Source organism: Pseudomonas sp. DVZ6 (assembly GCF_024259445.1).
In the GTDB taxonomy this organism is placed as follows: domain Bacteria; phylum Pseudomonadota; class Gammaproteobacteria; order Pseudomonadales; family Pseudomonadaceae; genus Aquipseudomonas; species Aquipseudomonas peradeniyensis.
Genome location: NZ_JANCLM010000004.1, coordinates 39716 through 65141, shown reverse-complemented (window position 1 = coordinate 65141; position 25426 = coordinate 39716). Strand labels below are relative to the sequence as shown.

Sequence of the window (25426 nt, the reverse complement as noted above, 5' to 3'; positions counted from 1 at the left end):
CCGCAAGGGCATCAGTGCGCTTTGCGCCCCGCCATATGCTTCAGGTATGCCAGCACGGCATCGAGCGCCGGTTCATCCAGCACCTGGGTGGAAAACCCGGGCATCTTCGCCTGCGGCCAGTGCCGCAGGCTCTGCGGGTCGCGAATGTACTGGCGCAGGTAGGCCGGTTGAAAGTACTCGGTGGGGTTGTGCGGCAGGTTCAGGTCCGGGCCCAGGTGCGCGTCGCCGGCGCCATTGAGGCGATGACAGGCCAGGCAGTTCTGCTGGAACAGGGCAAAACCCTGGCGCACCGGGTCGTTCTCGGCCACGGCCGGGTCGGGCAGCAGGGCGGGGAAGCGCGTCTCGACCGGGGGCAGGCGGCGGATGCTGGCGATCTGATACGGCCATTGTTCCGGGCGAATACCGCTGGCCTGGGGTTGGGTCCATACCAGGTAGAACGGCCCGGCGCCTGGCTTGCCCTTGCTCAGCGCGGGCCAAGGGTGGCTGGGGTCTTCGATGGCCAGCCAGGCCTGCGCGGGGCCCGCCTGCAACAGCGGCCCGGCGGGCATCTCGGCGGCGAAGCCATCGAGGGCCACGGCCTGCAGGTGATCGCTCGGGTTCACGCCCTGCAGCAGCACCGCCAGGGGCACGGCGCGGTAATGCAAGGTGCGCTTGTAGGCCACGTCCTGTTCGATGGTGATGTTTCGCGCCTGCGGATGGGCAAGTAGCTGTTCACTGCTCCAGCGCCGGCTGTCGCCGCCCAGTTCGAGGTTCAACTGCGCCGCCGACAATGTCGGGGCGAGCAGTAGGCAGAGCAGGGCAAGACACAGGCGCATGGACGATCTCCAACCATCAAGGTCGGCAGATTACCCACGCGTGCTCGGAAAAGGCCACCGCCGCGTTCAGCCGAACAGCCGGGTGAGGTTCGGCAGGATCAGCAACAGCGTCGTGGCGAAGAGTATGAGGCCGGCTTGGCGTACCTTGGATTGTCTGAACATGGCGGACCGCCTTCTTGTTGTTATTCCTGAATAACCCTTGGCTTCCTTGTCTAGCGTCGGGTCGATCGCAGCGGCGTGATTGCACGCCGTTCCTGCTTGCCGCGTATATCTGGATATACAACCAACAGTAGGGCCCGCGTCATCCCTGTTTCAGAACCCTTTGTTCTAACAATTTTCATGTCGATTCCTCATGGCATTAAGGCCACTGGCCACCCCGCTGGCACGCTCAGGCTAGACGAGTGCGCGGCAGGGGTTACCAAGGGTTACAGGGCCTACCGTTCGTCCGGACATCCTACTTGCTTGTACGGCCCTTTCGCGTCAGTCTCTACAGCAAATCCCACCCACATGTCGTTCAGGACTACCCCTATGTCGTTACGCATCTGCATCCTTGAGACCGATGTCCTGCGAGCGGAGTTGATCGCGCAGTACCAGGGCTACGGCAGGATGTTCGAGCAGCTGTTCTCGCGTCAGCCGATCGCGGCCGAATTCGATGTGTACAACGTGATGAACGGCGACTATCCCCCGGACGGCGAACGCTTCGATGCGTACCTGGTGACCGGCAGCAAGGCCGACTCGTTCGGCGACGATCCGTGGATCCAGACGCTCAAGGCCTACCTGCTCAAGCTCTACGAGCGTGGTGAGAAGCTGCTGGGCGTGTGTTTCGGCCACCAGCTGCTGGCGCTGACCCTCGGCGGCAAGGCCGAGCGCGCCGACAAGGGCTGGGGCGTGGGCGTTCACCGCTACAGCCTGGCGGCCCATGCGCCGTGGATGGACCCGCAGGTGTCCGAGCTGACCTTGTTGATCAGCCACCAGGACCAGGTCACCGAGCTGCCCGAAGGGGCCACGGTGATCGCCTCCAGTGACTTCTGCCCGAACGCCGCCTACCACATCCGTGACCAGGTGCTGTGCTTCCAGGGGCACCCGGAGTTCGTCCATGACTACTCCCGGGCATTGCTCGACGCGCGACAGGCGTCGCTGGGTAATGAAGTCTATGAGAAGGCGGTGGCCAGCCTGGCCACCGAGCACCAGGGGGATCTGGTGGGTGAGTGGATGCTGCGTTTCGTCCAGCAGCCCGGCAGCCGCGCGATCTGAGATCCGCATCGGCAAGCCCGCACTCATGGAACAATCGCAATTCTTTGATTTGACTGAGGCTGCGTGGGAGCGGGCTTGTCGGAACGCCGCACCGCCCGGATCACCGGCGCAGCCGGTGCCATACATCGCATCGCGGGGCAAGCCCGCTCCCACGCTGTTTCAGTGAAATCTGCAAGTTACTTTTATTCCATTAGAACGGGCTCGCCCACGATTGGCGTTACAGCCAGCCCGAACGCTTGAAGCTGTAATACAGCCCCGAACAGCCCAGGGCGATCACCCCCAGGACGCCGAAGTAACCGTAGCGCCATGCCAGCTCCGGCATGTTCTCGAAGTTCATCCCGTAGATTCCGGCGACCGCCGTGGGAAACGCCAGGATCGCCGCCCAGGCGGCGAACTTGCGCTGGGTGATGCTTTGCCGTGACGACTCCAGCAGCATGCCGATCTCGATGGTCTGGCTGGCGATGTCGCGGATCCCGGCCAGGTCTTCCATCTGCCGCGTGACATGGATTTGCACGTCGCGAAAGTACGGGCGCATGTTCTTGTCGATGAACGGGAAGCTCAGGCGCTGCAGTTCCTCGCTGATCTCCACCATCGGCGCCACGTAGCGGCGCAGGCGCAGGATGTCGCGGCGCAGGCTGTGCAGGCGCTGGATGTCCTCTTCCTTGAGCGAATTGCTCAGCACGCTCTGTTCCAGCTCCTCGATCTCGCCGTGGATCGCCTCGCTCACCGGCTGGTAGTTCTCGGTGACGAAATCCAGCAGGGCGTAGAGCACGAAGTCCTCGCCGTGCTCGAGCAGCAGCGGACGCGCCTCGCAGCGCTGGCGCACCAGGGCATAGGACTTCGAGTGACCGTTGCGGCAGGTGATGATGTAGCCGTTGCCGGCGAAGATATGGGTCTCGATGAACTCGAGCTTTCCCTCGTGGCGCACCGGCGAGTAGGTGACGATGAACAGCGCGTCGCCGAAGGTCTCAAGCTTGGGCCGGCTGTGTTTCTCCAGGGCGTCCTCGATGGCCAGCTCGTGCAGGCCGAACTGGCGCTGCAGGTTGGCCAGTTCCTCGGCGTTGGGCTCTTCCAGGCCGATCCAGACAAAGTGCCCGGGCTTGCGCGCCCATTCGGCGCCCTCGTCGAGGCTGATGTTGGTGACCTTCCTGCCGGCGCTGTACACCGCCGATGCGACGACTCGACCCATGGTTGTCCGCTTATCCGATTGAACACGCTACACAGCTTGGGCTGTGTAGCGGCACGGGGCAAGTCCGCACGCCGATCAGGGCGCGGTGAGCTCGCTTTCCATATGGTCGATGCAATGCTGCATCTGGCTGCGGCATTGCTCGATCAGCGCGGGCAGGTCCTGTTGGGTCAGGCCTGCGGTGGCGATGGGGGCCAGCGAGCGAATGACCACGGTGCGCTGGCGCCAGCTGTTCAGGCCCAGGCGTTGGGTGTAGCGGCTGACGCACACCGGCACGATCGGCACGCCGGCCTCGATGGCCATGTGGAAAGCGCCCTTCTTGAACGCCAGCAACTGCTCGCCGGGGTTGCGCGTGCCTTCGGGGAAGATCCAGATCGAGGTGTCGTCGCGCAGGGTCCGGGTGGTGGTCTGCATGGCCTTGCGCGCCTGGTAGGCGTTCTTGCGGTCGATCAGCACATTGCCGCCCAGCCAGAACAGCTGGCCGAACAGCGGGACCCAGCCCAGGCTCTTCTTGCCGATGGCCACGGTGCGGCGGGGCACCACCTGGCCGATGATGAACAGGTCGTAGTTGGATTGGTGGTTGGCGATGATCACGCAGCCGGGGGGCTGGTCCCACAGCGGGCCGACCTCGGCCTTGACCTTGATGCGCATGAGCCAGGCGGCCGGCACGCTGTACAGGCGGGCGAACAGGCGGCTGTTATCGGGGTTGAACGGACGCAGCAGGCCGATCACCAGACCGACGACACCCACGAGCAGGAAGTGCAGCGCCAACAGGAGCATGCGAAGCATATAAAGCATGGTACGACTCACACCGGACAGTCGCGGCGCAGTGTACGGATGTGCACTGTCAGGGGCAAATGCTCGACAAATGTCAGGCAGGCCCTTGTAGGAGCGGGCTTGTCCCGCGAACACAAGCGACGCGGTGCGTGCCACCGGCTTCGCCGGTGTTCGCGGGACAAGCCCGCTCCTACAGAGAAGTAGACTCGGCAATCAGCCCAGGTGGTTCTGATCCGCCAGGATCGCCTCGTCCAGCGCCTCCAGCAGCGCCTTGCGCACTTTGAGCTTGGTGTTCTTGTGCGCCAGCATGTTCAGTTTCTTCATTTCGCGGGCCGCTGCCAGGGCGGTTTCCAGCAACTGCTCGGCAGGCACCACCTTGTCGAGGAAGCCGGCTTCACGGGCGCCCTGCGGATCGAATACCTCGGCATTGTTCACCGAGCGCTGGAAGGCCGCACGGCCCAGGCGGTCGCGGGCCAGTTCGATACCGGCATGGTGCATGGTCATGCCGATCTGCACTTCGTTCAGGCAAATCTTGAAGGGCCCTTCGACCCCGATGCGGTAGTCACCCGACAGCAGCAGGAAGGCGCCCTTGGCCACGGCATTGCCGGGGCAGGCGACGATCACCGGGAACGGGTGCGACAGCAGGCGGCGGGCCAGGGTGGAGCCGGCGGTGACCAGGCCGACGGCCTCCTTGGGGCCAGCGGTCATCACCTTGAGGTCGTAGCCACCGGAGAGGATGCCCGGCTGGCCGGTGATGATCACCACCGCACGGTCCTCGACGGCGCGGTCGAGCGCGGCATTGAAGGCTTTGATGACATCCGGGGAGATGGCGTTGACCTTGCCGTTGTTCAGGGTCAGGGTGGCGATGCCGTCTTCGGCGTGGTAGGTAATCAGCTCGCTCATGGCAGAGTCCTTTGGAGGGCGTGGCGGTGACGTTACCCAGCGGCACCGGCCAGGTAAAGCGCCAAGACTGACTGGTCAGTCAGCGGCGGGAGCTTGTGCCTTGTGCCATCGGGGCAGCGGCGCGAGGGGCGGGAAAAGCGCTGGGCACAATGGCAGCATTGCCCTGATTGCCCCGGTATTTCGGTCGATTGGCTTAAGCGCATGAAAATTCTGAAAAAAATGCTTGCCAAAGGGAAAGGCTTCTACTAAATTAGCGCGCCTCGACAGGCTGAATAGCTTGAAGAGAAAACGGTGAAGTGTCCGAGTGGTCGAAGGAGCACGCCTGGAAAGTGTGTATACGAGAAATCGTATCAAGGGTTCAAATCCCTTCTTCACCGCCACATTCTGCGAAAAGCCCCCGAATCGAAAGGTTCGGGGGCTTTTTGTTTGTCTCGCGTTTTTGTTGAAGCCCTGATCGCGGGGCAAGCCCGCTCCCTTTGGCGTGGGAGCGGGCTTGCCCCGCGATGGCGCTGTCAGAAACTGACGGAAGCCGACAGCCGTGCCGTGCGCGGCGCCCCCTGGAACAGGTAGTTGTCGCCCAGGTAGTCGCCCACGTCGCGCCAGTAGCGCTTGTCGAAGACGTTGTCCACGGTCAGGCGCAGCACGGTGTCGTAGCCGCCGATGGTCGTGCGGTAGCGGCTGCCGACGTCGAACACGGTATAACCGCCGACTTCTGCGTCGCCAGTGTGGCTGGCGTACTTACTGGCGCTGTAGCGGGCGCCGCCGAGCAGGGCCAGGCCAGGGACGGGCAGGGCGTAGTCGGCCTGCAGCGCCGCGCGCAGGCGCGGGACGTTGATTGCCTGGTGACCTTCGTAGGCGTCGGTGTCGCTGTTCTGCACGCGGGCGCGGATCGCTGCGGCGCTGGCCTGGATCTGCAGGTTGGAGGTCACCCAGCCGCTGGCGCCGAGTTCGAGACCGGTATTTTTCTGCTGGCCCGATTGCACGTAGGTCGGCGCTGGGGTTCCGTCGGGGCGGGCATATTGATAGGCCTGGCGGATCTGGAACAGCGCCGCGCTGAAGCTCATACCCTGCCAATCGCGCTTGATGCCGACTTCGAGCTGGCGCGACAGGGTCGGAGCGAGGATCTCGGCGGCGTTGCTGGCGAACCAGGGCGCAGTGCCGCCTGCGGAAAGGCCTTTCGAGTAACTGGCGTAGAGCGTGGTATCGGACTGCGGCTTGTAGATCAGTGCCGCATTGGGCAGCAACTGGTACTGCTGGGTATGCCGTCCGGCGACACCATTCTCGTTCCAGGTCTTCTCGTCCAACCGGACCTCCCGGGCACCGATCACCGTCTGCCAGTGCTCGTTGAAGGTGATGCGGTCGCTGAAGAACAGGCCGTACTGGCGGCTGTCGAGGCGGCGCTCGCTGGCGCCGATCGGTTTGCCGGAAGGTGCGTAGGCTGGCGCATTGGTGTTGATATTGCCGCTGCCGATCCATTCGTTGTAGTACGGGCGCTGATCGAGCGTGCGGCGTTGCGCGCTGGTACCCACGGTCAGCTCATGGCTCACGCCCAGGGCGTCGAAGCGTCCATCGAGTGTGGCCTGTGCCTCGTCGATCCGCCGGGTGTCGTCGGGACTGCGGAAATCGTAGATGTCGTAGTCGCCGTTGCTGCCGAAGAAGGCACCTTCGCTCGAACCCCAGGCAAAGGCACTGTAGTCGTCGATCACCACCTTGCTGCGCGAAGCGCTCAAGGTGCCGTTCCAGTTGTCGTTGAACTGATACTTGAAGCGCCCGCCCAGGTTCAGCGAGTCGTTCTGCACCGGCTTGGCCCAGGACTGCCAGGCCAGGTGATCCTTGGGGTCGACGTTGTGGGGCAACTGCTTGCCGCCGAGCAGTTGGTAACCTGGTACCGAATATTGCTCACGGTGCTGGTATTCAGCGTCCAGCTCCAGCACGGCATTCGGGTTGATCTGCCAGTCGAGCGCCAGGGAGGCGAAATCCCGCTTGCCGTCGGCGTGGTCGACATAGGAGCGGATGTCCTCGTGGGCCAGGTTGACCCGCAGACCGAACTGGCGCTCGGCGCCGAACCAGCCGCCCAGGTCGGTGGCCAGGTAGCGTTCGCCCTGCTCGTTGCTCGAAACCGTGACCGAGCGCACGTCCTCGGCACGCTTGGTCACATAGTTGACCAGCCCGCCGGGCTCCGACACGCCGCTCTGCAGCCCCGACAGCCCCTTGAGCAGCTCCACCTGCTGCTTGTTCTCCAGCGCCACGTTCTGCTCGCCGGCGATGGTCTGGCCGTTGATCCGGTAGCTGCTGGCGGCATTGAGCTCGAAGCCGCGCACGTTGAAGTTCTCGTAGTAGCCGATCGGCGCGTAGCTTTCGCCCACCGAGGCATCGCTTTGCAGCACTTCGCTCAGCTTGCGCACCTGGCGGTCGTCCAGCAGCTGGCGGCTGAACACGCTGACCGAGGCCGGGGTGTCGAGCAGCGGCGCGCTGTGCAGGCCGCCGACCTGGGCTTCGCGTGCCTGGTAGCCGCTGTTGTCCTGAACTTCGGAGATGCGCACCGGGGCCAGGGTCACGCTGTCCTCGGCCAGGCCCTGGCCAGTGTGCAGGGCAAGGCCCAGGCCGAGCAGGCCAAGGGGCAGGCGGGGGCGAAGCGGGGTCATGCAAGGCTCCTTGAAAAGTGGACGCGCCGTTATCGCTCGGCAGCTGTCGGGCAGGCAAAAGGGCGCCATGGTAGCAGGCTGCCAGGGGAGGGATTCGAGGTTTCAGGGGAAACGTTCGTATGGCTGATGCAAGCCCGCTCTCATGGAACAAAACATAATTCTTTGATTTGACTGGGGCAGCGTGGGAGCGGGCTTGCCCCGCGATGCGGCGTTTGGCACCGGCTTCGCCGGTGATCGCGGGGCAAGTCGCATCGGCGCACCGCCGCTCCCACGCTGGAACCTTGTTCCCTGCGCGACAGCGCAGCCCGGAAGGCTGTGTGATCTCCTACAGATGCATCTGCCCCTGTTGGAGCCGGCTTGCCGGTAATCGGGCTTGTAATGTCAGAACGAACGAAGCGGCCGTTGATTCAGGCCGCCGCCGGCCGCTGGTGCCGGCGCCAGTTGTCGTCGATCTTCGACCAGGTCTTGCCGTCGGTGATGGCCAGCAGCTTGCGGCCATCCTTGAAGGTGGCGAGGAAGGTGACTTCCTCCTCCTTGCCGCCCAGCAGCAGGCCAGCCAGCAGGCCGACCGGGCCGGCCACCAGGGCGCCGGCCACGCCCCAGCCCAGGGCGCCACCGAGGCTGCGGGTCGATTCGAGGTTGGCCAGCTTCAGGTCCTTGATCCGCGCCAGCGAAATGCGCTCGCCGGGCGAGGGGCTGCGCGGGGTCTTGAGAGTGAGCGCTCCATTGCGATACTCGCCTTCACCTTGCAAGAAATCGCCGGATTGCACCGTGAGTCTTGTCATTGCGTCGTCCTGTCAGGAAGGGGTCGTTGACCAACGCCTACTGAGCGCTTGCCACGCCGGCAAGTCAACGAGCAGGCGACGGAGGGTCGTGTGGCGGGTTGTCGCGCAGTAAAGCGCATAGACGAGCGAGCGGTGGCGCTCAACAAGTGAAAGTCGCATTTTCGAAAGTAAACTTCGAACCGTTGTCTATAACTGTCATGGGGCATGACTGTAACTAATGCTTATCGCTGGCGCCGTTGATCCATCGCAGTTTGCGCAAATTAGTACGGCGCAGTTTAATTTTCGAAAACGAAAAAATGACGTCAAAAAACGCTGGACATCAAGTTTCAATGTGTGTCAGTTTTTTTGCGCCTCATAAAGGCGAGTGACAGGAAGTTCTCGCCCGGTGGGAGAACCCTGTCGGACATCAACTGCTTTTTTGTACACAAGGAAGTAATCTGCATGTCGAAAGTCAAAGAAAACGCCATTGTTTCCGCCGTTTCCGCACTGCAACCGAAGGGCCCAAGTTCTTCCTTCGGCCTGATCGACAGCTTTGCCCACCAGTACGACCGCGGCGGCGCGAACATCAATGGCAAGAAGTCCTTCACGGCCGACCAGGCCGCCGATCACATCCTGCGTGACGGCGCTTCCTGGAAAGACCTGAACAAGGACGGCACGATCAGCCTCACCTACACCTTCCTGACCAAGGCACCGGCGGACTTCTACAGCCGCGGACTGGGCACCTTCAGCCAGTTCAGCGACCTGCAGAAGCAACAAGCCAAGCTGTCCATGCAGTCCTGGGCGGACGTGGCCAAGGTCACCTTCACCGAGGCGGCATCGGGTGGCGATGGCCACATGACCTACGGCAACTTCAGCGCCAGCAACGGCGGCGCGGCATTCGCCTACCTGCCGTTCGACGGCCCGGGCTCGCACAAGGGTGAATCCTGGTACCTGATCAACAGCGGCTACCAGGTCAACATCAACCCGGGCACCGGCAACTACGGTCGTCAGACCCTGACCCACGAGATCGGTCACGTACTGGGCCTGTCCCACCCTGGCGACTACAACGCCGGCGAGGGCAACCCGACCTACCGTGATGCCGACTACGCCCAGGACACCCGTGGCTACAGCATCATGAGCTACTGGAGCGAGAGCAACAACGGCCAGAACTTCATCAAGGGTGGCGGTCAGTACTACGCCTCGGCCCCGCTGATGGACGACATCCTGGCGATCCAGAAGCTCTACGGCGCCAACTACGCCACCCGTGCCAATGACACCACCTACGGCTTCAACTCCACCGCTGATCGCGACTTCTACTCGGCCACCTCGGCCTCGTCGAAGCTGGTGTTCTCGGTGTGGGACGGTGGCGGCAACGACACCTTCGACTTCTCCGGGTTCACCCAGAACCAGAAGATCAACCTCAACGAAGCGTCGTTCTCCGACGTCGGCGGCATGGTCGGCAACGTCTCCATCGCCAAGGGCGTGACCATTGAAAACGCCTTCGGTGGCTCGGGCAACGACCTGCTGATCGGCAACGCGCTGGCCAACGTGCTCAAGGGTGGTGCCGGCAACGACATCATCTACGGCGGCGGCGGTGCCGACCAACTGTGGGGCGGCAGCGGCTCGGACACCTTCGTGTTCGCGGCTGTCAGCGACTCCACCAAGGCGGCGCCGGATCGCATCATGGACTTCACCTCGGGCGTGGACAAGATCGACCTGTCGGCCATCTCCGCGTTCGCCGTGAACAAGCTGCCGCTGCAGTTCGTCAACGCCTTTACCGGTCATGCCGGCGAGGCGCTGCTGACCTACGACCAGGCCACCAACCTGGGCAGCCTGTCCATCGACTTCACCGGAAACAGCTCGGCTGACTTCCTGGTGACCACCGTTGGCCAGGCCGCTGTCACCGACATCGTGGTCTGATGCAACAGGGGGCGGCGCTTGCGCGTCGCCCCTTTTGCCGGTGAGGCGAACCAATGAAAGCAAACCTGAAAACGATCGCGCTGGCCGCGATCCCCATGGTGTCGATGACCGAGGTAGTCATGGCGAGCAGCCTGTTACTCCCCAACGCCGCGCAACTGGCCGGCCGTTGGCAGCTTTACCCCGAACAGCAGCAGACGCAGGCCTGCGACCTGCGTCTTGGCGCCACGGAAGGCGAAATCGAAGGTGACCTGGAGTGCGCCAAGGGGCTGATAGGCCTGCGCCCCGGCAGCTGGCTGGTGACCCCCGACACCCTGGCCCTGGTGGGCGGTGACGGCAGCAGCGTGGTGCACTTCAGCCGCGATGGCGACCAGCGCTACGCCTGGACCACCCCGGACGGCAAGCAACTGGTGCTCGAGCGCCTCGACAAATAATTCCCACCTGGAACTAAAAAGTTCCAGGCGAGCCAGGGCGAAACATGAAACTACCGAGCCAAAAGCCCGGGGCGCCTTTGTGGGCGGCACTCGGCGAACATAAGTCAACCTTGATCAGCGTGGGCTGTTTCACGGCATTGATCAACTTGCTCATGCTGGTGCCGTCGATTTATATGCTTCAAGTGTACGACCGTGTACTGAGTTCGCAGAGCACCACAACTTTGTGGGTGCTTACCCTGATGGTGGTCGGCTTCTTCGTTTATATAGGCGGGCTTGAAGCAGTCCGCAGTTTCATTGTCATCCGCGTGGGCAACCAGTTGGAGAAAAGTTTCAACTTGAAGGTCTACCGCGCCGCCTTCGAGCGCAACTTGCGCCAGCGCGACGGCGCCGCCGGGCAGGCCCTGGGCGATCTGACCCAGCTGCGCCAGTTCATCACCGGCCCCGCGCTGTTCGCCTTCTTCGATGCGCCCTGGTTCCCCATCTACCTGGCGGTGATCTTCGCCTTCAACGTCTGGCTGGGGGTGATGGCCACGGTCGGCGCGCTGCTGCTGATCGCCCTGGCGATCCTCAACGAACGCCTCACCCATGCCACCCTGGCCGAGGCCAGTGGCTTCCAGTTGCAATCGACGCAGTTGGCCGGCAGCCAGCTGCAAAGCGCCGAGAGCATCCAGGCCATGGGCATGCTCGGCGCCCTGCGCCAGCGCTGGTACACCTTGCACGGGCGCTTCCTCGACCTGCAGAACAAGGCCAGCGATACGTCGGCGGTGATCACCGCCACCAGCAAGGGCCTGCGCCTGTGCCTGCAATCGCTGGTGCTGGGGCTGGGCGCGCTGCTGGTGATCGAGGGGCAGATGACCCCGGGCATGATGATCGCCGGCTCCATCCTGATGGGCCGGGTACTCGCCCCGATCGACCAACTGATCGCGGTATGGAAGCAGTGGAGCGGCGCGCAGCTGGCCTACCAGCGCCTGGACGTCCTGCTGCGCGAGCACCCCGAGCCGCCGACGCCGATGCCGCTGCCGGTGCCTACCGGGCAACTGGCGGTGGAGCAGGTCAGCGCCGGCCCACCCGGGCGCAACCTGGCCACCCTGCAGCAGGTGAACTTCGCCCTGGCACCGGGTGAACTGCTCGGCGTGCTGGGCGCTTCGGGCTCGGGCAAGTCGACCCTGGCCAAGGTGCTGGTCGGCGTGTGGCCGACGATGAGCGGCCATGTGCGCCTCGACGGCGCCGAGCTCAGTCAGTGGGATCGCGATGCCCTGGGTCCGCACATCGGCTACCTGCCGCAGAACATCGAGCTGCTGCGCGGCAGCATCGCCGAGAACATTGCCCGCTTCGGCGAGCTGGACGGCATCAAGGTGGTCGAGGCGGCCCGGCTGGCCGGCGTGCATGATTTGATCCTGCGCCTGCCCCAGGGCTACGACACGCGCCTGGGCGAGGAGGGCGTCGACCTCTCCGGCGGGCAGAAGCAGCGCATCGCCCTGGCCCGCGCCCTGTACGGCGATGCCCGGCTGATCGTGCTCGACGAGCCCAACTCCAACCTCGACAGCCACGGCGAGGCCGCGCTGGCCAGCGCCATCGTCCAGCTCAAGGCCCAGGGTCGCACCGTGGTGCTGGTGACCCACCGCAGCGCGGCGCTGGCCCAGGCCGACAAGCTGCTGGTGATGAACGAAGGGCGCATGCAGGGCTTCGGCCCGGCCCGCGACATCCTCCACGCCATGGGCCAGGCCCCGGCGCAACGCCCGCTGCAAGCCGGAGGTGGCGCATGAGCCAGCACACCCGTGATGCACGTTTCCATGTTCGCCTGGGGTGGTTGCTGACCCTGGTCGGTTTCGGCGGTTTCATGGCCTGGGCCAGCCTCGCCCCGCTCGACCAGGGCGTGCCGGTGCAGGGCACCGTGGTGGTGTCGGGCAAGCGCAAGGCGGTGCAGTCGATGGCCGCCGGCGTGGTCAGCCGCATTCTGGTCAGCGAAGGCCAGCAGGTACGCCAGGGCGAGCCGCTGTTCCGCCTCGACCGCACCCAGGTGCAGGCCGATGTCGACGCGCTGCAGGCCCAGTACCGCATGACCCGCGCCGCCCTGGCGCGCTGGCAGAGCGAGCGCGACAACCTGGGGCAGGTGCAGTTTCCCGCAGAGCTGCTGGAAGATTCCGATGCCCGCCTGGCACTGATTGTCGAAGGCCAGCGCCAGCTGTTCGACAGCCGCCGCCAGGCCCAGGCTCGCGAGCAGGGCGCCCTGGCCGCCAGCATCGACGGCTCCCAGGCCCAGCTGACCGGCATGCGCCGCGCGCGCAGCGACCTGCAGGCTCAGGCCGATTCGCTGCGCGAGCAGCTCGACAGCCTGCGCCCGCTGGCCGGCGACGGCTACATCCCGCGCAACCGCGTGCTCGAGTACCAGCGCCAGTTGTCGCAGGTGCAGCGCGACCTGGCGCAGAACGCCGGCGAGAGCGCGCGCCTGGAGCAGGTGATCGTCGAGTCCCGGCTCAACCTGCAACAGCGCCGCGAGGAGTACCAGAAGGAGGTGCGCACGCAACTGGCCGACGCTCAGGTCAAGGCCGCGACCCTGGAACAGCAGCTCAACTCCGCGCACTTCGAGTTGCAGCACAGCGAGATCCTGGCGCCGGCCGACGGCGTGGCGGTCAACCTCGGCGTACATACCGAAGGCGCCGTGGTGCGAGCTGGCGACACCCTGCTGGAAATCGTGCCCCAGGGCACCGCGCTGGAAGTGGAAGGGCGCCTGCCGGTGAACCTGGTGGACAAGGTGGCGCCGCAACTGCCGGTGGACATCCTGTTCACCGCCTTCAACCAGAACCGCACGCCACGGGTGACCGGGGAGGTGGCGCTGGTGTCGGCCGACCAGCTGATCGACGAGCGCAGCGGCCAGCCGTACTACGTGCTGCGCAGCACCGTCAGCGAAGAAGCGCTGGCGCGTCTCGAGGGGTTGGCAATCCGTCCGGGCATGCCTGCCGAGCTGTTCGTGCGTACCGGTGAGCGCTCGCTGCTCAACTACCTGTTCAAACCCCTGCTCGACCGTGCAGGTACCGCCTTGACCGAACAATAAGGACCGCCCAGTGAAGAAGTTCCCACTGACCGGGCTGCTGCTGGCCTGCGCCTGGCTGCCGACCATCGCCCTGGCCGGCATGGGGCCGTTCCAGGTGTACGAGCAGGCCCTGCGCCGCGACCCGACCTACCTCGCCGCCTTCAAGGCCCGCGAGGCTGGTCAGGAATACCGGGCCATCGGCCGCGCTGGCCTGCTGCCGAACATCTCGTACAGCTACAACAAGGGGCGCAACGATTCCGAGGTGCGCTACCTGGGGGATTCGCGGCGGCAAAAGGAAGACCGCAACTACAACAGCATGGGTTCGACCTTCATCCTCCAGCAGCCGCTGTTCGACTACGAGGCGTATTCGAGCTACCGCAAGGGTGTGGCCCAGGCGTTGTTCGCCGACGAAAGCTTCCGTGACCAGAGCCAGCAGTTGCTGGTGCGGGTGATGACCAACTACACCCAGGCGTTGTTCGCCCAGGACCAGATTGCCATCAGCGTGGCCAGCAAGCAGGCCTACCGCCAGCAGTTCCAGCAGAACCAGCGTCTGTTCGACGCCGGTGAAGGCACCCGCACCGACATCCTCGAAGCCCAGGCCCGCTACGAGCTGGCCGACGCCGAGGAGATCAAGGCGCGCAACGAGCAGGATGCCGCGCTGCGCGAGCTGGGCGCGTTGATCGGCGAGCCGGCGGTGCGGGTCGAGGACCTGGCGCCGCTGCGCCTGGGCTTCGCCCTGCCGGTGGTCGACCCCAGCGGCTACGAGGCGTGGCAGGAGCGGGCCCTGGCCAACAACCCACAACTGGCCTCGTCACGCCAGGCGCTGGAAGTGGCGCGTTACGAAGTCGAGCGCAACCGTGCCGGGCACCTGCCCAAGGTCACCGCGTTCGCCACCTCGCGGCGCCAGGAGTCGGACAGCGGCAACACCTACAACCAGCGCTACGACACCAACACCGTGGGTATCGAAGTCAGCGTGCCGATCTTCGCCGGGGGCGGCGTGCTGGCCTCGACCCGCCAGGCCAGCCGGCACCTGGAGCAGGCCGAGTACGAGCTTGATGGCAACACCCGCAGCGCGCTGATCGAGCTGCGCAGGCAGTACAACGCTTGCGAGTCCGGCGCCAGCCGCCTGCGCGCCTACGAACGGGCGCTGGTGGCGGCCGAAGCGCTGGTGGTCTCCACGCGCAAGAGCGTGCAGGGCGGCGAGCGGGTCAACCTGGACGTGCTCAACGCCGAGCAGCAGTTGGCCACTACCCGCCGCGACCTGGCCCAGGCGCGCTACGACTACCTGCTGGCTTGGATCAAACTGCATTACCAGGCCGGGGTGTTGAGCGAGACGCAGCTGGCGCGGGTGGATGAAGCGTTCATCGAGGGCACGTCAGGCTGACCAGACCATGCGCAAATCCCTGTAGGAGCGGCCTCGTGCCGCGAAAGGGGTGCGAAGCGCCCCCAGGATTCGAGCATCAAGCTGATACTGCCGGGGTCGCTACGCGGCCCTTTCGCGGCACGAGGCCGCTCCTACAGGGGGGACATCCCGGCGCTCAGGCGTTTCCCCCGCTTGCGCTCAGCCAACCCCCACACCACCAGCGCCAGCGCGCCGATCACCAGCCCGGCCACCACGATCCCGTCCCAGCCATGCACCTCGAACAGCTGCGTCCCCAGCAACGACCCCAGCGCCCCACCAATGAAGTAACAGGTGATATACCCGGCATTGAGCCGCGTACGCGCCTCCGGCCGCAGCACGATCACCGCGTTCTGGTTGCTCACGTGCACCAGCTGCACTGCCAGGTCGAGCAGCAGCACCCCCACCAGCAACGCCACCAGCGAGCTCTGCGCGAACCCCAGCGGTACCCACGACAGCAGCAGCGCCACCAGCCCCACGGTGGTGCCCAGCGGCCCCTTGCCTCGATCAGCCAGGCGCCCGGCCCAGTTGGCTGCCAGCGCACCGACCGCCCCGGCCAGGCCAAACAGGCCGATCACCGCGTCGGAATAGTGATAGGGCGCATCGCTCAGCAGGAACGCCAGCGGCGTCCAGAACAGCGCGAACAGGCTGAACGCCAGCAACCCCAGCAGCGAGCGCAGGCGCAACACCGGCTCCTCGACGAACAGGCGGAACACCGAGCCGATCAGCGCCGGGTACTTGAGCCCCGCATGGCTGTGGTGTTGCGGCAGGCTGCGGTACAGGGCGATGGCGCTGATCGCCATCAGCACCGCCGCCAGCACGTAGATGCTGCGCCAGCCACCCAGCTCGGCCATGAAGCCGGCGGCGGTGCGCGCCAGCAGGATGCCCAACAACAGCCCGCTCATCAGCGTGCCCACGGCGCGGCCGCGTTGCTCCGGGGCGCTCAGGGCGGCGGCCATGGGCACCAATACCTGGGCCACCACCGAGAACAGCCCGGTCAGCGCGGTGCCGAACAGCAGCCACGGCAGGCTTGGCGCGCAGGCGCTGATCAGCAGCCCGGCGGTGGCGATCAGCACCATGGTGACGATCAGCCGGCGCTGCTCGAACAGGTCACCCAGCGGCGCCAGCAACAGCAGCCCGGCGCCGTAGCTGAGCTGGGCGGCGATGACAATGGTGCCGGCGCTGGCGGTGCTCAGGCCGAACTGTTGGGCGATGCTGTGCAGCAGCGGTTGCGCGTAGTAGTTGCTGGCCACGGCAAGGCCGGTTGCGGTGGCCATCAGCAGGATCAGGGCGCGGCCGAGAGTCGGGGTGTTCATGGGTTGTCTCGTTGCAGGCAAGGTTGTGTGGCGACAAGTATCAGGAAGTGTCTTGCATGACGCCAATGTATAGTTTTCAACTTATCCATCTTGAAAGCAGATAGATTGATGAACCTCAAGCAGCTCGAATACGCCCTGGCCGTGGCCGACACCGGCAGTTTCACCCGCGCCGCCGAGCGCTGCCATGTGGTGCAGTCGGCCCTCAGCCACCAGGTGGCGCGGCTGGAGGCACAGTTGGGGGTGAGCCTGTTCGAGCGCAGTTCGCGGCGCGTGCGCCTGACTCCGGCCGGCGAGGCCTTCGTGCTCAGCGCCCGGCCGGCGGTGGCGGCGGCGCGGCGGGTGGCCGAGGATGTCGCCGCCGCCTGCGGACAGGTGCGTGGACGCCTGTCGATCGGCGAGATCAGCTCGCTCACAGCGCTCGACCTGGTCGATCTGCTGGCGGTGTTCCATGAGCGTTATCCGGATGTGGACGTGCGCTGGTTGACCGCCAAGAGCGAGTTGCTGATGGCGGACGTCTGCGAACGGCGCCTGGACGTGGGTTTCATCGGCCTGTGGCAGGGCGAGGCGCTGCATGGCGTGCAGCATCGCCTGCTGGCGCGGGAGGAACTGGTGGCGGTGTTGCCGCCCGGCCATCGGCTGGCGGGCAGGGCGCGGCTGGCCCTGGCCGATCTGGCCGACGAGGTGCTGGTGGACTTTCCCGAGGGCACCGGGGCGCGCCGGCAGACCGATGAGGCGTTCCAGGCGGCGGGGTTGCAGCATCGGGTGCAGTTCGAGATTGGCCATATTCGCCTGGTGGAAAAGTTCGTCCAGCGCGCGATGGCGCTGGGGTTGGTGCCCGAGCGTGTCGCCCGGGGTTTTCAGGGGGTGGCCATGGTGCCGCTGGTGGATGCGCCGGTGCGGCATTTGTATGCGGTCTGGTCGCCGAGCCCCACGCCCGCGGCGCGGGCGTTCCTCGACGTCATGGAACAGAGCCTCCCGCCGACCTGATGCTCCCCTGTAGGAGCGGCCTTGCGCCGCGAAAGGGCTGCAAGGCAGCCCCAGGATCTCAGCGTCGACGCATGGATCGCAGGGGTCGCTGCGCGGCCCTTTCGCGGCACAAGGCCGCTCCTACAGGGGAATGGCACCTCAGGCCGCAAACCCACCATCGGCCAGCAGGCTCGCCCCGGTGATGTACCCTGCTTCAGGCCCCGCCAGGTAGGCAACAAAGCTGGCGATTTCATCCGCCTGCCCGTAGCGCCCGATGGCCATCAACGGAATCAGGCTCTCGGCGAACTCGCCGCTGGCCGGGTTCATGTCGGTGTCCACCGGCCCCGGCTGCACATTGTTGACGGTGATCCCCTGCGGCCCCAGGTCCCGGGCCAGGCCCTTGGTCAGGCCGACCAGCGCCGACTTGCTCATGGCATAGGGTGCGCCGCCGGCGAACGGCATGCGCTCGGCGTTGGTACTGCCGATGTTGATGATCCGTCCACCCTTGCCCATGTGCTTCACCGCTGCCTGGGTGGCCACGAACACGCTGCGCACGTTGATCGCCAGCAGGCGGTCGAAGTCGGCCAGGTCGAATTCGGCCACTGGCGCCACCGCCAGCACGCCGGCGTTGTTGACCAGGATATCGAGACCGCCGAAGGCCTTGGCGGTGTCGGCCACGGCCTGTTGCACGGCCTGGATGTCGGCGCTGTCGGCGCGCAGGGCCAGGGCCTGGCCGCCGGCGTTGTTGATTTCACCCGCCAGGGCTTCGGCGCTGGCGTTGGAACTGACATAGGTGAAGGCGACCTTGGCGCCGTCGCGGGCCAGGCGGCGGACGATGGCCGCGCCGATACCGCGGGAACCGCCCTGGACCAGGGCCACCTTGCCGGTGAGGGGAAGTGCTTGGGACATGCTGATCTCCTGCAGTGAAGCAAGGCCGGATGCCTTGGGATGGACGCAGTATCGGCGCTCGATTACCTGTTGATAAGATGGCAATCGAGTTACTCAGAATAAACCAGGAGTTGATAATGGCCGTGATGGAATCCTTCAGCAGCCTGGAATGCTTCATCCGCAGCGCCGAAGTCGGCAGCTTTGCCGAGGCGGCCAGGCGCCTGTCGCTCACCCCGGCGGCGGTCGGCAAGAACGTCGCCCAGCTGGAGGCGCGGCTCGGTGTGCGGTTGTTCCTGCGCAGCACGCGCAAGTTGACCCTGACCGAGGCCGGTCAGCGCTTTCTGGCCGAAGTGAGCGAGAGCTTTCGCACCATCCAGTACGCGGTGGCCAATCTCGCCAACTGCGAAGGGCATCCCTCGGGCGTGTTGCGGGTCAGCATGGGCACGGTATTCGGGCGCCTGTACGTGTTGCCGCTGCTGGGCGAGTTCCTGGCCCGTTTTCCGGCGGTGACGGCGGACTGGCACTTCGACAATCGCCAGGTCGACCTGATCGGCCAGGGCTTCGACGCCGCCATCGGTGGCGGCTTCGAACTGCCGCCGGGGGTGGTGGCGCGCAAGCTGACCCCGGCACACCGAGTGCTGGTCGCTTCGCCGGGCTACCTGCAACAGCACGGACCACTGAGCCGCCCGGAGCAGTTGCAGGCGTGCGCCGGCATCCTTATCCGCTCGCCGCAGACCGGCCGGGTGCGCAGTTGGCCGCTGACCAGTCGCTGGCAGGAGCAACAGCCGCTGCAACTGCCCCAGCGCCTGACCATGAGCGATTCAGACGCCGCCTGCGCGGTGGCCGAGCAAGGCCTGGGCATCGCCCTGGTCAGCCTGCCGTTCGCCTTGCCCTATCTGACTGCCGGGCGTCTGAGCCGGGTGTTGCCGGACTGGTACGTGGACGATGGACATATCAGCCTGTACTACGCCGAGCGCAAGCTGTTGCCGGGTAAGACCCGGGCCTTCATCGATTTCGTGGTGGAGCAGTTCGCCGAGCAGGGGCTGGCGGGGCGGTTCGATGCGTTGCAGCGCCATTGATGGCCTTTCGCGGGGCAAGCCCGCTCCCACGACGGCACTGCATCGAGCTCAGGAGTCACGGTCTTGCATGATGACTCAGGCTCCTGTGGGCTGCGTGGGAGCGGGCTTGCCCCGCGATGGCGCTCTATCAGGTGATATCGATGATGAACTGCACCTGCGCCACCCCAGCCACCACCAGGCCCACTTCGTCATCCACCCGCTTGCCGAGCAGTTGCTGCCCCAGCGGCGCGCGTGGCGTGATCACCGTCACCAGCCCATCCCCCTCGCCAACCTTCAGCCCGGCTCCTTCCGGCCCGAGGAACAGCCGGCGCCGCTGGCCCGCTTCATCTTCCAGGGTCACCAGGCAACCGATCTGGATCCCCCGCGCCGGGTCGTAATCGCGCAGCACCCACTGCTGGTAGGTGTGCAACGCCTGGCGGATCTCGGCCGTGCGCCGCGCCTGCCCGGTGGCCAGGTACGACGCCTCAAGCCCCAGGGTGTCGTACTTGTTCTCGGCGATGTTCTCTTCGGCGGTGGCGGCCTCGTAGGCGGTCTGGGCGGCACGGCGCAGCACCTCCATGTCGAGCTCGAGGGTGGCGATGATGCATTGCAGCAGGCAGGCCTTGTCCATGGTCAGTAGCAGAACTCCAGCACGTTGGCCTGGCTCTTGTCGGTCGGCGCGGTGCGGTTCTGCTGCAGCCAGAACTGGCATTTGGGGCTGTTGAGGTTGCGCGGATTGCCCTGGGCGGCCTCGGCGGCCTGTTGCAGTTCCTGCTTGTGCAGGATCTCCTTGTAGTGCTCGAACATCTGCGCCTGGGCGTCGGCCGGTTGTGCTGGCGCGGCGGCAGGCGCAGGCTGGACCACGGCGGGGACGGCGGCCTCGACCAGTGGCTGCACCTGTGCCGGCCACAGGCGCAGGGCCAGCCACAGGCTCAAGGCGATGGCCACGGCGCCGAGCCACAGACCCAGGGCGACGCACAGCACCAGTTGCACGGGTCTGAGGGTGATCTTCAATTCGCGGGGGCGGGGCATGGCGGCCTCCTGGCAGGCGGTTCGAGGGACCATTCTCGCATGGCGCGACAGGTTTTTTCAGCGCCGCGCTTTTGCTGACGGGTAAATATCCGCAAAATCCGCGGTCTTTTTTCGCAGGTAACGGAACGTGGCGATGAAAACCACCTGGGACATCTTCTGCACGGTCGTCGACAACTATGGCGACATCGGCGTCACCTGGCGCCTGGCGCGCCAGCTGGCGGCCGAGCACGACCTGGCGGTGCGCCTGTGGGTGGACGACCTGCAGGCTTTCGCGCGCCTGTGTCCGGACGCCGACAGCCAGGCCGGGCAGCAGTGGCGGCAAGGGGTCGAGGTACGCCACTGGCCTGTCACGTGGCAAGGGGCGGAGCCAGCCCAGGTGGTGGTAGGCGCCTTTGCTTGCCAACTGCCGGACGGCTACGTCGAGGCCATGGCCCGTCAGCCCACGCCGCCTTTGTGGCTGAACCTGGACTACCTCAGTGCCGAAGACTGGGTGGAGGGCTGCCATGGCTTGCCCTCGCCCCAGGCCAATGGGCTGCGCAAGTTCTTCTTCTTCCCGGGCTTCACCGAGAACACCGGTGGGTTGCTGCGTGAAGCCACCTTGCTACCGCGTTGCCAGGCGTTCCGGCAGTCGCCCGGCGAGCGGGCGAAGTTCCTGGCAGGATTGGCTGTGCATCCCCAGGAAGGGGCCCGGCTGATCTCGCTGTTCGCCTACGAGAACCCGCAGCTGGGCAACTGGCTCGATGTGCTGGCCGCCGATGTGCATCCCACCCATCTGCTGGTACCGCAGGGGCGCATCCTGGGAGACCTCGGCAACTGGCTGGGCGTGGCTGACCTGCCCGTGGGCGCGCTGCATCGGCGCGGAGCCTTGACCGTGCAGGTCCTGCCTTTCGTCAGCCAGGACGACTACGACCGGCTGCTGTGGAGCTGCGATTTCAACGCCGTGCGCGGCGAAGACTCGTTCGTGCGCGCGCAATGGGCTGGCGTGCCGATGCTCTGGCACATCTACATCCAGGAAGAGAACGCCCACTGGGAAAAGCTCGAGGCATTCCTCGCCCTTTATCGCCAAGGCCTGTCGGCCGCCGCCGGGCAGGCGCTGACCGAACTGTGGCGCGCCTGGAACATGGATCGCCCGATGGGCCAGGCCTGGCAGGCGCTGCAGCCGCACTGGGACGAAGTGCGCGAACATGCCCGCCAGTGGCAGGCCGCGCAGGCCGCTCGGCCGGACCTTGCTACGAGGCTGGTACAGTTTTACCGAAATTCGCTATGATACGCGGCCTCGATTTTTATAAATCCATCCAGATTCGGATACTTCGTAATGAAAACTGGTAAAGAACTGAAACCCGGTACCGTACTGCGGATCGACAACGACCCGTGGCTGGTTCAGAAAGCTGAGTTCACCAAGTCGGGCCGTAACAGCGCGATCATGAAGACCAAGCTGAAGAACCTGCTGACCGGCTACAAGACCGAAACCGTATACGGTGCGGACGACAAGCTGGACGACGTGATCCTGGATCGCAAAGAAGCGACCCTGTCGTTCATCAGCGGTGACTCGTACACCTTCATGGACACCACCGACTACACCATGTACGAACTGAACGCCGAAGACATCGACGCCGTTCTGCCGTACATCGAAGAAGGCATGGAAGACATCTGCGAAGCCGTGTTCTTCGAAGGCCGCCTGGTCTCGGTAGAACTGCCGACCACCATCAGCCGTCAGGTCGTCTACACCGAGAACGCCGCACGTGGCGACACCTCGGGCAAGGTCATGAAGCCTGCCAAGCTGAAGAACGGTACCGAGATCTCGGTTGCCGACTTCATCCAGATCGACGAGTGGATCGACATCGACACTCGCGACAACAGCTTCAAGGGCCGTTCCAAGAAGTAATCCTTCTTGCGATAAGCACAAAAAACCCGGCCTTGGCCGGGTTTTTTTATGGCGGGTTGTCTGGCCCCTGTAGGAGCGGCCTTGCGCCGCGAAAGGGGCGCGAAGCGCCCCCGACCATGGATCAGGCAAACCTAAGAAGCAGCCCTCGTGCATTCCGGGACCGCTCTGCGGTCCTTTCGCGGCACGAGGCCGCTCCTACACATCGATCGTGTATCACACCGTCACATGCAACCGCACATCCACATTGCCGCGGGTGGCGTTGGAGTAAGGGCAGACCTTGTGCGCCTTCTCCACCAGCCCTTCGGCGTCGGCCTGGGCCAGGCCCGGCAGATTGATGTGCAGGTCGATGTCCAGGCCGAAACCGCCCGGGATCTGGCCGATGCCGACCTTGGCGGTGATCGACGCATCCGCCGGCAGGGCCTTTTTCTCCTGGCCGGCGACGAATTTCAGCGCGCCGATGAAGCAGGCCGAGTAGCCGGCGGCGAACATCTGCTCGGGGTTGGTGCCGTCACCGCCCGCGCCACCCAGCTCCTTGGGGGTGCTCAGCTTGACTTCCAGCTTGCCGTCGCTGGAGCGGGATTTGCCATCACGACCACCGGTGGAAGTGGCTTCTGCGATGTACAGCGGAGTGACCTTTTGCATCTTGAGCCTCGCTTGGGTGCTGTGCGCCGTCGGCGCTGAGTGGGTATGGGCTTAACTTAGCGTGCAATTATTTAGTGCGCAAGTTAAATATTCGACCATTCATCCGAACAGCCATCTCACAGCTTAGACGTCAGAGGTTTTCTTGCAGCTGCGCACGCAGGGCGAGCAGGTCGGCCTGCAGCTTGCGCAGTTGCTCGGCGCTATGGCCGCTGGCCTGCAGAATGCACTGTGGCACGCGCTGGGCCTCGACCTGCAGGGCGCGGCCTTTGTCGGTCAGTTGCACCAGCACCACCCGTTCATCCTCGCGGCTGCGGCTGCGCTTGAGCAGGCCTTCGCTCTCAAGGCGCTTGAGCAGCGGCGTCAGCGAACCGGGGTCGGTGAGCAGGCGCTGGCTGATCTCGCCCACGGTCAGGCCGTCCTGTTCCCACAGGACCAGCATGGCCAGGTACTGCGGGTAGGTCAGGCCCAGCGCCTGCAGCAGGGGCTTGTAGACCTTGGTCATCAGCAACGAGGTCGAGTGCAGGGCGAAGCAGACCTGGTTGTCCAGCAGCAGCGCGTTGCAGGGGGCTTGGGTGTCGGCGTTCATGCAGGTCCTTGGAATCGGTAAGGGTTAAAATCTAGCACGCCAAAGCTTGGTGCGCTCATTGCCAGCGCAGCTCGCTTCTCAGCGCCAGGTCCCAGGGCGGCACCGGGCTGAAACGGCTCTTGAGAAATTCGAGCAGCAAGCGGCTGCGAGAGTTCGTTTCATGTTCCAGGCGCAGGGCATAGATGCCGCTGGTCTCAGGTTGCGGCAGGCCGTTGTCGCAGAACAGCGGGACCAGTTCGCCGCGCAGCAGGTAGTCGCTGATCAGCCAGGTCGGCAGGTGGGCGATGCCCAGGCCGGCCAGGGCGCCGAACAGCAGGGTCTCGGCGTTGTTGGCGGCCATGCGCATGCGCGCCGGACGGTACAGGCGGGTCTGGCCGTCGACCGCGAAACGCCAGGCGAACGGCGGGGCCAGCCCGTCCCAGTCGAGGCCGTCGTGCCCGGGCAGTTCGCTGGGGCAGGCCGGCACCCCGCGGCTGGCCAGGTACGCAGGGCTGGCACAGGCGATGCGCACCATGTAGGCCAGGGGCGTGGCCACCAGGCGGGTATCGGCCAGGGGGCCGGCGCGCAGCACCAGGTCCACTTCGCCCAGGTGGCTGCCATGCAGGTCGACGAAGCTGTCGATCAGACGCAACTGCACGTCGAGCCCGGGGTAGGCCACCAGGAAGTCAGCGATGGCCGGGGCCAGGTGACGACGGCCGAAGGCGGCCGGTGCGTCGATGCGGATCAAGCCTTCCGGGGCGTTGCTCAACGACACCGCCTCGGCGCGCGCCAGGCGCAGCTCTTCGATGATGCGCCGGGCTCGCTCGGCGAAGGCGTTGCCGGCCGGCGTCGGGCGCACGGCGTGGGTGCTGCGCGAAAACAGGCGGCTGCCCACCGCGCTTTCCAGGTTGTCGATGCGCCGCGCCACGGCGGAGGGCGTCAACGGGTGGCGCCGGGCGGCGGCGGAGAAACTGCCGGTTTCCAGCACGTCGAGGAACAGGCTGAGTTGTTCGGTAAGGATGTCGGGGCTCATGGCGGCTCGGTGCTTGTGCGAAATACGCAAAGCCATTGTGCGCTGCTGTGCGTTTCCCCGCCAGCCGTGACTGACTAGCATGCCCTCATTCTCTGAAAGCAGGCGGAAGAGGCGCTGATGATCGAGTGGGTGATGTATATCGTGCTGGGTGCCGCGCTCGGCACCCTGGGTGGGCTGTTCGGCATCGGCGGCGGGTTGATCGCCATTCCGGCGCTGGGCGTGCTGTTCGGCCTTGACCAACAGCTGGCCCAGGGCACCGCCCTGGTGATGGTGGTGCCCAACGTGTTGCTGGCGCTGTGGCGCTATCACCAGCGTAACCGCATCGAGCTGCGCCACGCGGTGCCGTTGTCGCTGTGCAGCTTTGTGTTCGCCTGGCTGGGGTCGATCTGGGCGGTGGGCATCGATGCCCAGTCGATGCGCCTGTACTTCGTCGGTTTCCTGGTGGCGCTGGCGATCTGGAACGTGGCGCGGATGTTTCTGCCGGTCAGGCCGCCGAGCAACCAACTGCGTTATCCGTGGCCCTGGCTGGGCGTGCTGGGCAGCTTCGCCGGGACCATGGGCGGGCTGTTCGGCGTGGGCGGGGCGGTGGTGGCCACACCGATCTTGACCTCGGTGTTCGGCACCACCCAAGTGGTGGCCCAGGGGTTATCGCTGGCGTTGGCGGCGCCTAGCACCATGGTGACCTTGCTGACCTATGGGCTGCACCAGAGTGTCGACTGGAGCATCGGGGTTCCGCTGGCTGTGGGTGGGTTGCTGAGCATCAGCTGGGGGGTGAAGCTGGCCCATGCGTTGCCGGAGAGGGTGTTACGCACGCTGTTCTGCGGGTTTTTGGTGGTGTGTGCGGTGATGCTTGGGTTCGAGCTCTAGATAGCCGGGGCCGCGTTGCGGCCCATCGCGGGACAAGCCCGCTCCT

At 65.4% G+C, this 25426-nt stretch carries 24 protein-coding genes and 1 tRNA gene; 12 read left to right on the top strand and 13 right to left on the bottom strand.

The window, feature by feature from the left end; translation table 11 throughout:
• Nucleotides 1–11: 11 nt before the first annotated feature.
• A complete protein-coding gene (locus tag NMG10_RS03725) occupies nucleotides 12–815 on the bottom strand; it encodes a cytochrome c (protein WP_254463847.1) in 804 nt (267 codons plus the stop codon).
• Between the two features lie 528 nt (nucleotides 816–1343).
• Here NMG10_RS03725 and NMG10_RS03720 point away from each other — a divergent pair.
• Nucleotides 1344–2069, top strand: a complete 726-nt coding sequence (locus tag NMG10_RS03720) for an amidotransferase (RefSeq protein ID WP_232856404.1) — start codon at nucleotides 1344–1346, stop codon at nucleotides 2067–2069.
• Between the two features lie 217 nt (nucleotides 2070–2286).
• Here the strand turns inward: NMG10_RS03720 and NMG10_RS03715 are convergent, their stop codons facing one another.
• From NMG10_RS03715 to NMG10_RS03705, 3 genes are all read right to left on the bottom strand, one after another.
• Nucleotides 2287–3258 carry a magnesium and cobalt transport protein CorA gene (locus NMG10_RS03715; RefSeq protein ID WP_050704649.1) on the bottom strand — a complete coding sequence of 324 codons (972 nt, stop codon included), beginning with the start codon at nucleotides 3256–3258 and terminating at the stop codon, nucleotides 2287–2289.
• Between the two features lie 75 nt (nucleotides 3259–3333).
• Nucleotides 3334–4053: a 1-acyl-sn-glycerol-3-phosphate acyltransferase gene (locus tag NMG10_RS03710; protein WP_203647590.1), complete on the bottom strand. Its 720-nt coding sequence runs from the start codon at nucleotides 4051–4053 to the stop codon at nucleotides 3334–3336.
• Between the two features lie 192 nt (nucleotides 4054–4245).
• A complete protein-coding gene (locus NMG10_RS03705; protein WP_234562521.1) occupies nucleotides 4246–4935 on the bottom strand; it encodes a crotonase/enoyl-CoA hydratase family protein in 690 nt (229 codons plus the stop codon).
• A gap of 290 nt (nucleotides 4936–5225) precedes the next feature.
• On the opposite strand from NMG10_RS03705, the gene NMG10_RS03700 reads away from it, so the two are divergent.
• Nucleotides 5226–5315, top strand: a tRNA-Ser gene (locus NMG10_RS03700).
• Between the two features lie 132 nt (nucleotides 5316–5447).
• Here the strand turns inward: NMG10_RS03700 and NMG10_RS03695 are convergent.
• Together NMG10_RS03695 and NMG10_RS03690 are read right to left on the bottom strand one after the other, a co-directional pair.
• A complete protein-coding gene (locus NMG10_RS03695) occupies nucleotides 5448–7580 on the bottom strand; it encodes a TonB-dependent siderophore receptor (RefSeq protein ID WP_203647588.1) in 2133 nt (710 codons plus the stop codon).
• A 407-nt stretch (nucleotides 7581–7987) separates the two neighbouring features.
• Complete coding sequence (locus NMG10_RS03690) at nucleotides 7988–8365, bottom strand: hypothetical protein (RefSeq protein WP_186712839.1); 378 nt, start codon at nucleotides 8363–8365, stop codon at nucleotides 7988–7990.
• A 441-nt stretch (nucleotides 8366–8806) separates the two neighbouring features.
• On the opposite strand from NMG10_RS03690, the gene NMG10_RS03685 reads away from it, so the two are divergent.
• From NMG10_RS03685 to NMG10_RS03665, 5 genes are all read left to right on the top strand, one after another.
• A complete protein-coding gene (locus NMG10_RS03685) occupies nucleotides 8807–10264 on the top strand; it encodes a serralysin family metalloprotease (RefSeq protein ID WP_203647587.1) in 1458 nt (485 codons plus the stop codon).
• A gap of 53 nt (nucleotides 10265–10317) precedes the next feature.
• Entirely contained in the window at nucleotides 10318–10695 is a 378-nt protein-coding gene (locus tag NMG10_RS03680; RefSeq protein ID WP_203647586.1) for an AprI/Inh family metalloprotease inhibitor, read from the top strand.
• 44 nt (nucleotides 10696–10739) lie between these two features.
• Nucleotides 10740–12461, top strand: coding sequence for a type I secretion system permease/ATPase (locus NMG10_RS03675; RefSeq protein WP_254463846.1), 1722 nt, complete (start codon nucleotides 10740–10742; stop codon nucleotides 12459–12461).
• Nucleotides 12458–13750, top strand: a complete 1293-nt coding sequence (locus tag NMG10_RS03670) for an HlyD family type I secretion periplasmic adaptor subunit (RefSeq protein WP_203647584.1) — start codon at nucleotides 12458–12460, stop codon at nucleotides 13748–13750. Before NMG10_RS03675 ends, NMG10_RS03670 begins: the two co-directional genes overlap by 4 nt.
• A 79-nt stretch (nucleotides 13751–13829) precedes the next feature.
• Entirely contained in the window at nucleotides 13830–15113 is a 1284-nt protein-coding gene (locus NMG10_RS03665; protein WP_232856449.1) for a TolC family outer membrane protein, read from the top strand.
• 131 nt (nucleotides 15114–15244) lie between these two features.
• On the opposite strand, the gene NMG10_RS03660 is transcribed toward NMG10_RS03665, so the two are convergent.
• Nucleotides 15245–16444 (bottom strand): MFS transporter, encoded by a 1200-nt coding sequence (locus NMG10_RS03660; RefSeq protein ID WP_254463845.1) that lies wholly within the window; start codon nucleotides 16442–16444, stop codon nucleotides 15245–15247.
• Between the two features lie 108 nt (nucleotides 16445–16552).
• On the opposite strand from NMG10_RS03660, the gene NMG10_RS03655 reads away from it, so the two are divergent.
• A complete protein-coding gene (locus NMG10_RS03655; RefSeq protein WP_203647582.1) occupies nucleotides 16553–17431 on the top strand; it encodes a LysR family transcriptional regulator in 879 nt (292 codons plus the stop codon).
• Nucleotides 17432–17569: 138 nt separating this feature from the next.
• Here the strand turns inward: NMG10_RS03655 and NMG10_RS03650 are convergent, their stop codons facing one another.
• On the bottom strand, nucleotides 17570–18319 hold the full coding sequence (locus NMG10_RS03650) for a 3-oxoacyl-ACP reductase family protein (RefSeq protein WP_254463844.1): 750 nt from the start codon (nucleotides 18317–18319) through the stop codon (nucleotides 17570–17572).
• Between the two features lie 125 nt (nucleotides 18320–18444).
• Here NMG10_RS03650 and NMG10_RS03645 point away from each other — a divergent pair, with 125 nt between their 5' ends.
• Complete coding sequence (locus NMG10_RS03645) at nucleotides 18445–19377, top strand: LysR family transcriptional regulator (protein WP_234562536.1); 933 nt, start codon at nucleotides 18445–18447, stop codon at nucleotides 19375–19377.
• Between the two features lie 127 nt (nucleotides 19378–19504).
• On the opposite strand, the gene NMG10_RS03640 is transcribed toward NMG10_RS03645, so the two are convergent.
• Together NMG10_RS03640 and NMG10_RS03635 are read right to left on the bottom strand one after the other, a co-directional pair.
• The gene (locus tag NMG10_RS03640) at nucleotides 19505–19987 is read right to left on the bottom strand and encodes a GreA/GreB family elongation factor (protein WP_234562526.1); all 483 of its coding nucleotides are present in this window, start codon (nucleotides 19985–19987) and stop codon (nucleotides 19505–19507) included.
• Between the two features lie 2 nt (nucleotides 19988–19989).
• Nucleotides 19990–20388, bottom strand: coding sequence for a hypothetical protein (locus NMG10_RS03635; RefSeq protein ID WP_234562527.1), 399 nt, complete (start codon nucleotides 20386–20388; stop codon nucleotides 19990–19992).
• Nucleotides 20389–20521: 133 nt separating this feature from the next.
• On the opposite strand from NMG10_RS03635, the gene earP reads away from it, so the two are divergent.
• Nucleotides 20522–21655, top strand: a complete 1134-nt coding sequence (gene earP / locus NMG10_RS03630; protein ID WP_254463843.1) for an elongation factor P maturation arginine rhamnosyltransferase EarP — start codon at nucleotides 20522–20524, stop codon at nucleotides 21653–21655.
• A 48-nt stretch (nucleotides 21656–21703) separates the two neighbouring features.
• A complete protein-coding gene (gene efp, locus NMG10_RS03625) occupies nucleotides 21704–22273 on the top strand; it encodes an elongation factor P (protein ID WP_060483780.1) in 570 nt (189 codons plus the stop codon).
• Nucleotides 22274–22486: 213 nt separating this feature from the next.
• Here efp and NMG10_RS03620 read toward each other — a convergent pair whose 3' ends face one another.
• The 3 genes from NMG10_RS03620 to NMG10_RS03610 all read right to left on the bottom strand — a co-directional run bounded on the left by NMG10_RS03620 (nucleotide 22487) and on the right by NMG10_RS03610 (nucleotide 24513).
• A complete protein-coding gene (locus NMG10_RS03620) occupies nucleotides 22487–22915 on the bottom strand; it encodes an organic hydroperoxide resistance protein (RefSeq protein ID WP_023632623.1) in 429 nt (142 codons plus the stop codon).
• Between the two features lie 130 nt (nucleotides 22916–23045).
• Nucleotides 23046–23501 carry a MarR family winged helix-turn-helix transcriptional regulator gene (locus NMG10_RS03615; RefSeq protein ID WP_203647579.1) on the bottom strand — a complete coding sequence of 152 codons (456 nt, stop codon included), beginning with the start codon at nucleotides 23499–23501 and terminating at the stop codon, nucleotides 23046–23048.
• A 55-nt stretch (nucleotides 23502–23556) separates the two neighbouring features.
• Nucleotides 23557–24513, bottom strand: a complete 957-nt coding sequence (locus NMG10_RS03610; protein WP_232856398.1) for a LysR family transcriptional regulator — start codon at nucleotides 24511–24513, stop codon at nucleotides 23557–23559.
• Between the two features lie 117 nt (nucleotides 24514–24630).
• Between NMG10_RS03610 and NMG10_RS03605 the strand changes: the two genes are divergently transcribed.
• Nucleotides 24631–25380, top strand: a complete 750-nt coding sequence (locus NMG10_RS03605) for a sulfite exporter TauE/SafE family protein (protein WP_203647577.1) — start codon at nucleotides 24631–24633, stop codon at nucleotides 25378–25380.
• Nucleotides 25381–25426: the final 46 nt, after the last annotated feature.

What these genes read in the sequence shown, in the direction of transcription:
- NMG10_RS03620 (WP_023632623.1), bottom strand. Translation starts at nt 22,915, where the DNA reads ATGCAAAAGGTCACTCCGCTGTACATCGCAGAAGCCACTTCCACCGGT.
- NMG10_RS03640 (WP_234562526.1), bottom strand. Translation starts at nt 19,987, where the DNA reads ATGGACAAGGCCTGCCTGCTGCAATGCATCATCGCCACCCTCGAGCTC.
- NMG10_RS03725 (WP_254463847.1), bottom strand. Translation starts at nt 815, where the DNA reads ATGCGCCTGTGTCTTGCCCTGCTCTGCCTACTGCTCGCCCCGACATTG.
- NMG10_RS03645 (WP_234562536.1), top strand. Translation starts at nt 18,445, where the DNA reads ATGGAATCCTTCAGCAGCCTGGAATGCTTCATCCGCAGCGCCGAAGTC.
- NMG10_RS03665 (WP_232856449.1), top strand. Translation starts at nt 13,830, where the DNA reads ATGGGGCCGTTCCAGGTGTACGAGCAGGCCCTGCGCCGCGACCCGACC.
- NMG10_RS03715 (WP_050704649.1), bottom strand. Translation starts at nt 3,258, where the DNA reads ATGGGTCGAGTCGTCGCATCGGCGGTGTACAGCGCCGGCAGGAAGGTC.
- efp (WP_060483780.1), top strand. Translation starts at nt 21,704, where the DNA reads ATGAAAACTGGTAAAGAACTGAAACCCGGTACCGTACTGCGGATCGAC.
- NMG10_RS03605 (WP_203647577.1), top strand. Translation starts at nt 24,631, where the DNA reads ATGATCGAGTGGGTGATGTATATCGTGCTGGGTGCCGCGCTCGGCACC.
- NMG10_RS03610 (WP_232856398.1), bottom strand. Translation starts at nt 24,513, where the DNA reads ATGAGCCCCGACATCCTTACCGAACAACTCAGCCTGTTCCTCGACGTG.
- NMG10_RS03685 (WP_203647587.1), top strand. Translation starts at nt 8,807, where the DNA reads ATGTCGAAAGTCAAAGAAAACGCCATTGTTTCCGCCGTTTCCGCACTG.
- NMG10_RS03660 (WP_254463845.1), bottom strand. Translation starts at nt 16,444, where the DNA reads ATGAACACCCCGACTCTCGGCCGCGCCCTGATCCTGCTGATGGCCACC.
- NMG10_RS03635 (WP_234562527.1), bottom strand. Translation starts at nt 20,388, where the DNA reads ATGCCCCGCCCCCGCGAATTGAAGATCACCCTCAGACCCGTGCAACTG.
- NMG10_RS03720 (WP_232856404.1), top strand. Translation starts at nt 1,344, where the DNA reads ATGTCGTTACGCATCTGCATCCTTGAGACCGATGTCCTGCGAGCGGAG.
- NMG10_RS03675 (WP_254463846.1), top strand. Translation starts at nt 10,740, where the DNA reads ATGAAACTACCGAGCCAAAAGCCCGGGGCGCCTTTGTGGGCGGCACTC.
- earP (WP_254463843.1), top strand. Translation starts at nt 20,522, where the DNA reads ATGAAAACCACCTGGGACATCTTCTGCACGGTCGTCGACAACTATGGC.
- NMG10_RS03650 (WP_254463844.1), bottom strand. Translation starts at nt 18,319, where the DNA reads ATGTCCCAAGCACTTCCCCTCACCGGCAAGGTGGCCCTGGTCCAGGGC.
- NMG10_RS03695 (WP_203647588.1), bottom strand. Translation starts at nt 7,580, where the DNA reads ATGACCCCGCTTCGCCCCCGCCTGCCCCTTGGCCTGCTCGGCCTGGGC.
- NMG10_RS03655 (WP_203647582.1), top strand. Translation starts at nt 16,553, where the DNA reads ATGAACCTCAAGCAGCTCGAATACGCCCTGGCCGTGGCCGACACCGGC.
- NMG10_RS03670 (WP_203647584.1), top strand. Translation starts at nt 12,458, where the DNA reads ATGAGCCAGCACACCCGTGATGCACGTTTCCATGTTCGCCTGGGGTGG.
- NMG10_RS03710 (WP_203647590.1), bottom strand. Translation starts at nt 4,053, where the DNA reads ATGCTTTATATGCTTCGCATGCTCCTGTTGGCGCTGCACTTCCTGCTC.
- NMG10_RS03680 (WP_203647586.1), top strand. Translation starts at nt 10,318, where the DNA reads ATGAAAGCAAACCTGAAAACGATCGCGCTGGCCGCGATCCCCATGGTG.
- NMG10_RS03705 (WP_234562521.1), bottom strand. Translation starts at nt 4,935, where the DNA reads ATGAGCGAGCTGATTACCTACCACGCCGAAGACGGCATCGCCACCCTG.
- NMG10_RS03615 (WP_203647579.1), bottom strand. Translation starts at nt 23,501, where the DNA reads ATGAACGCCGACACCCAAGCCCCCTGCAACGCGCTGCTGCTGGACAAC.
- NMG10_RS03690 (WP_186712839.1), bottom strand. Translation starts at nt 8,365, where the DNA reads ATGACAAGACTCACGGTGCAATCCGGCGATTTCTTGCAAGGTGAAGGC.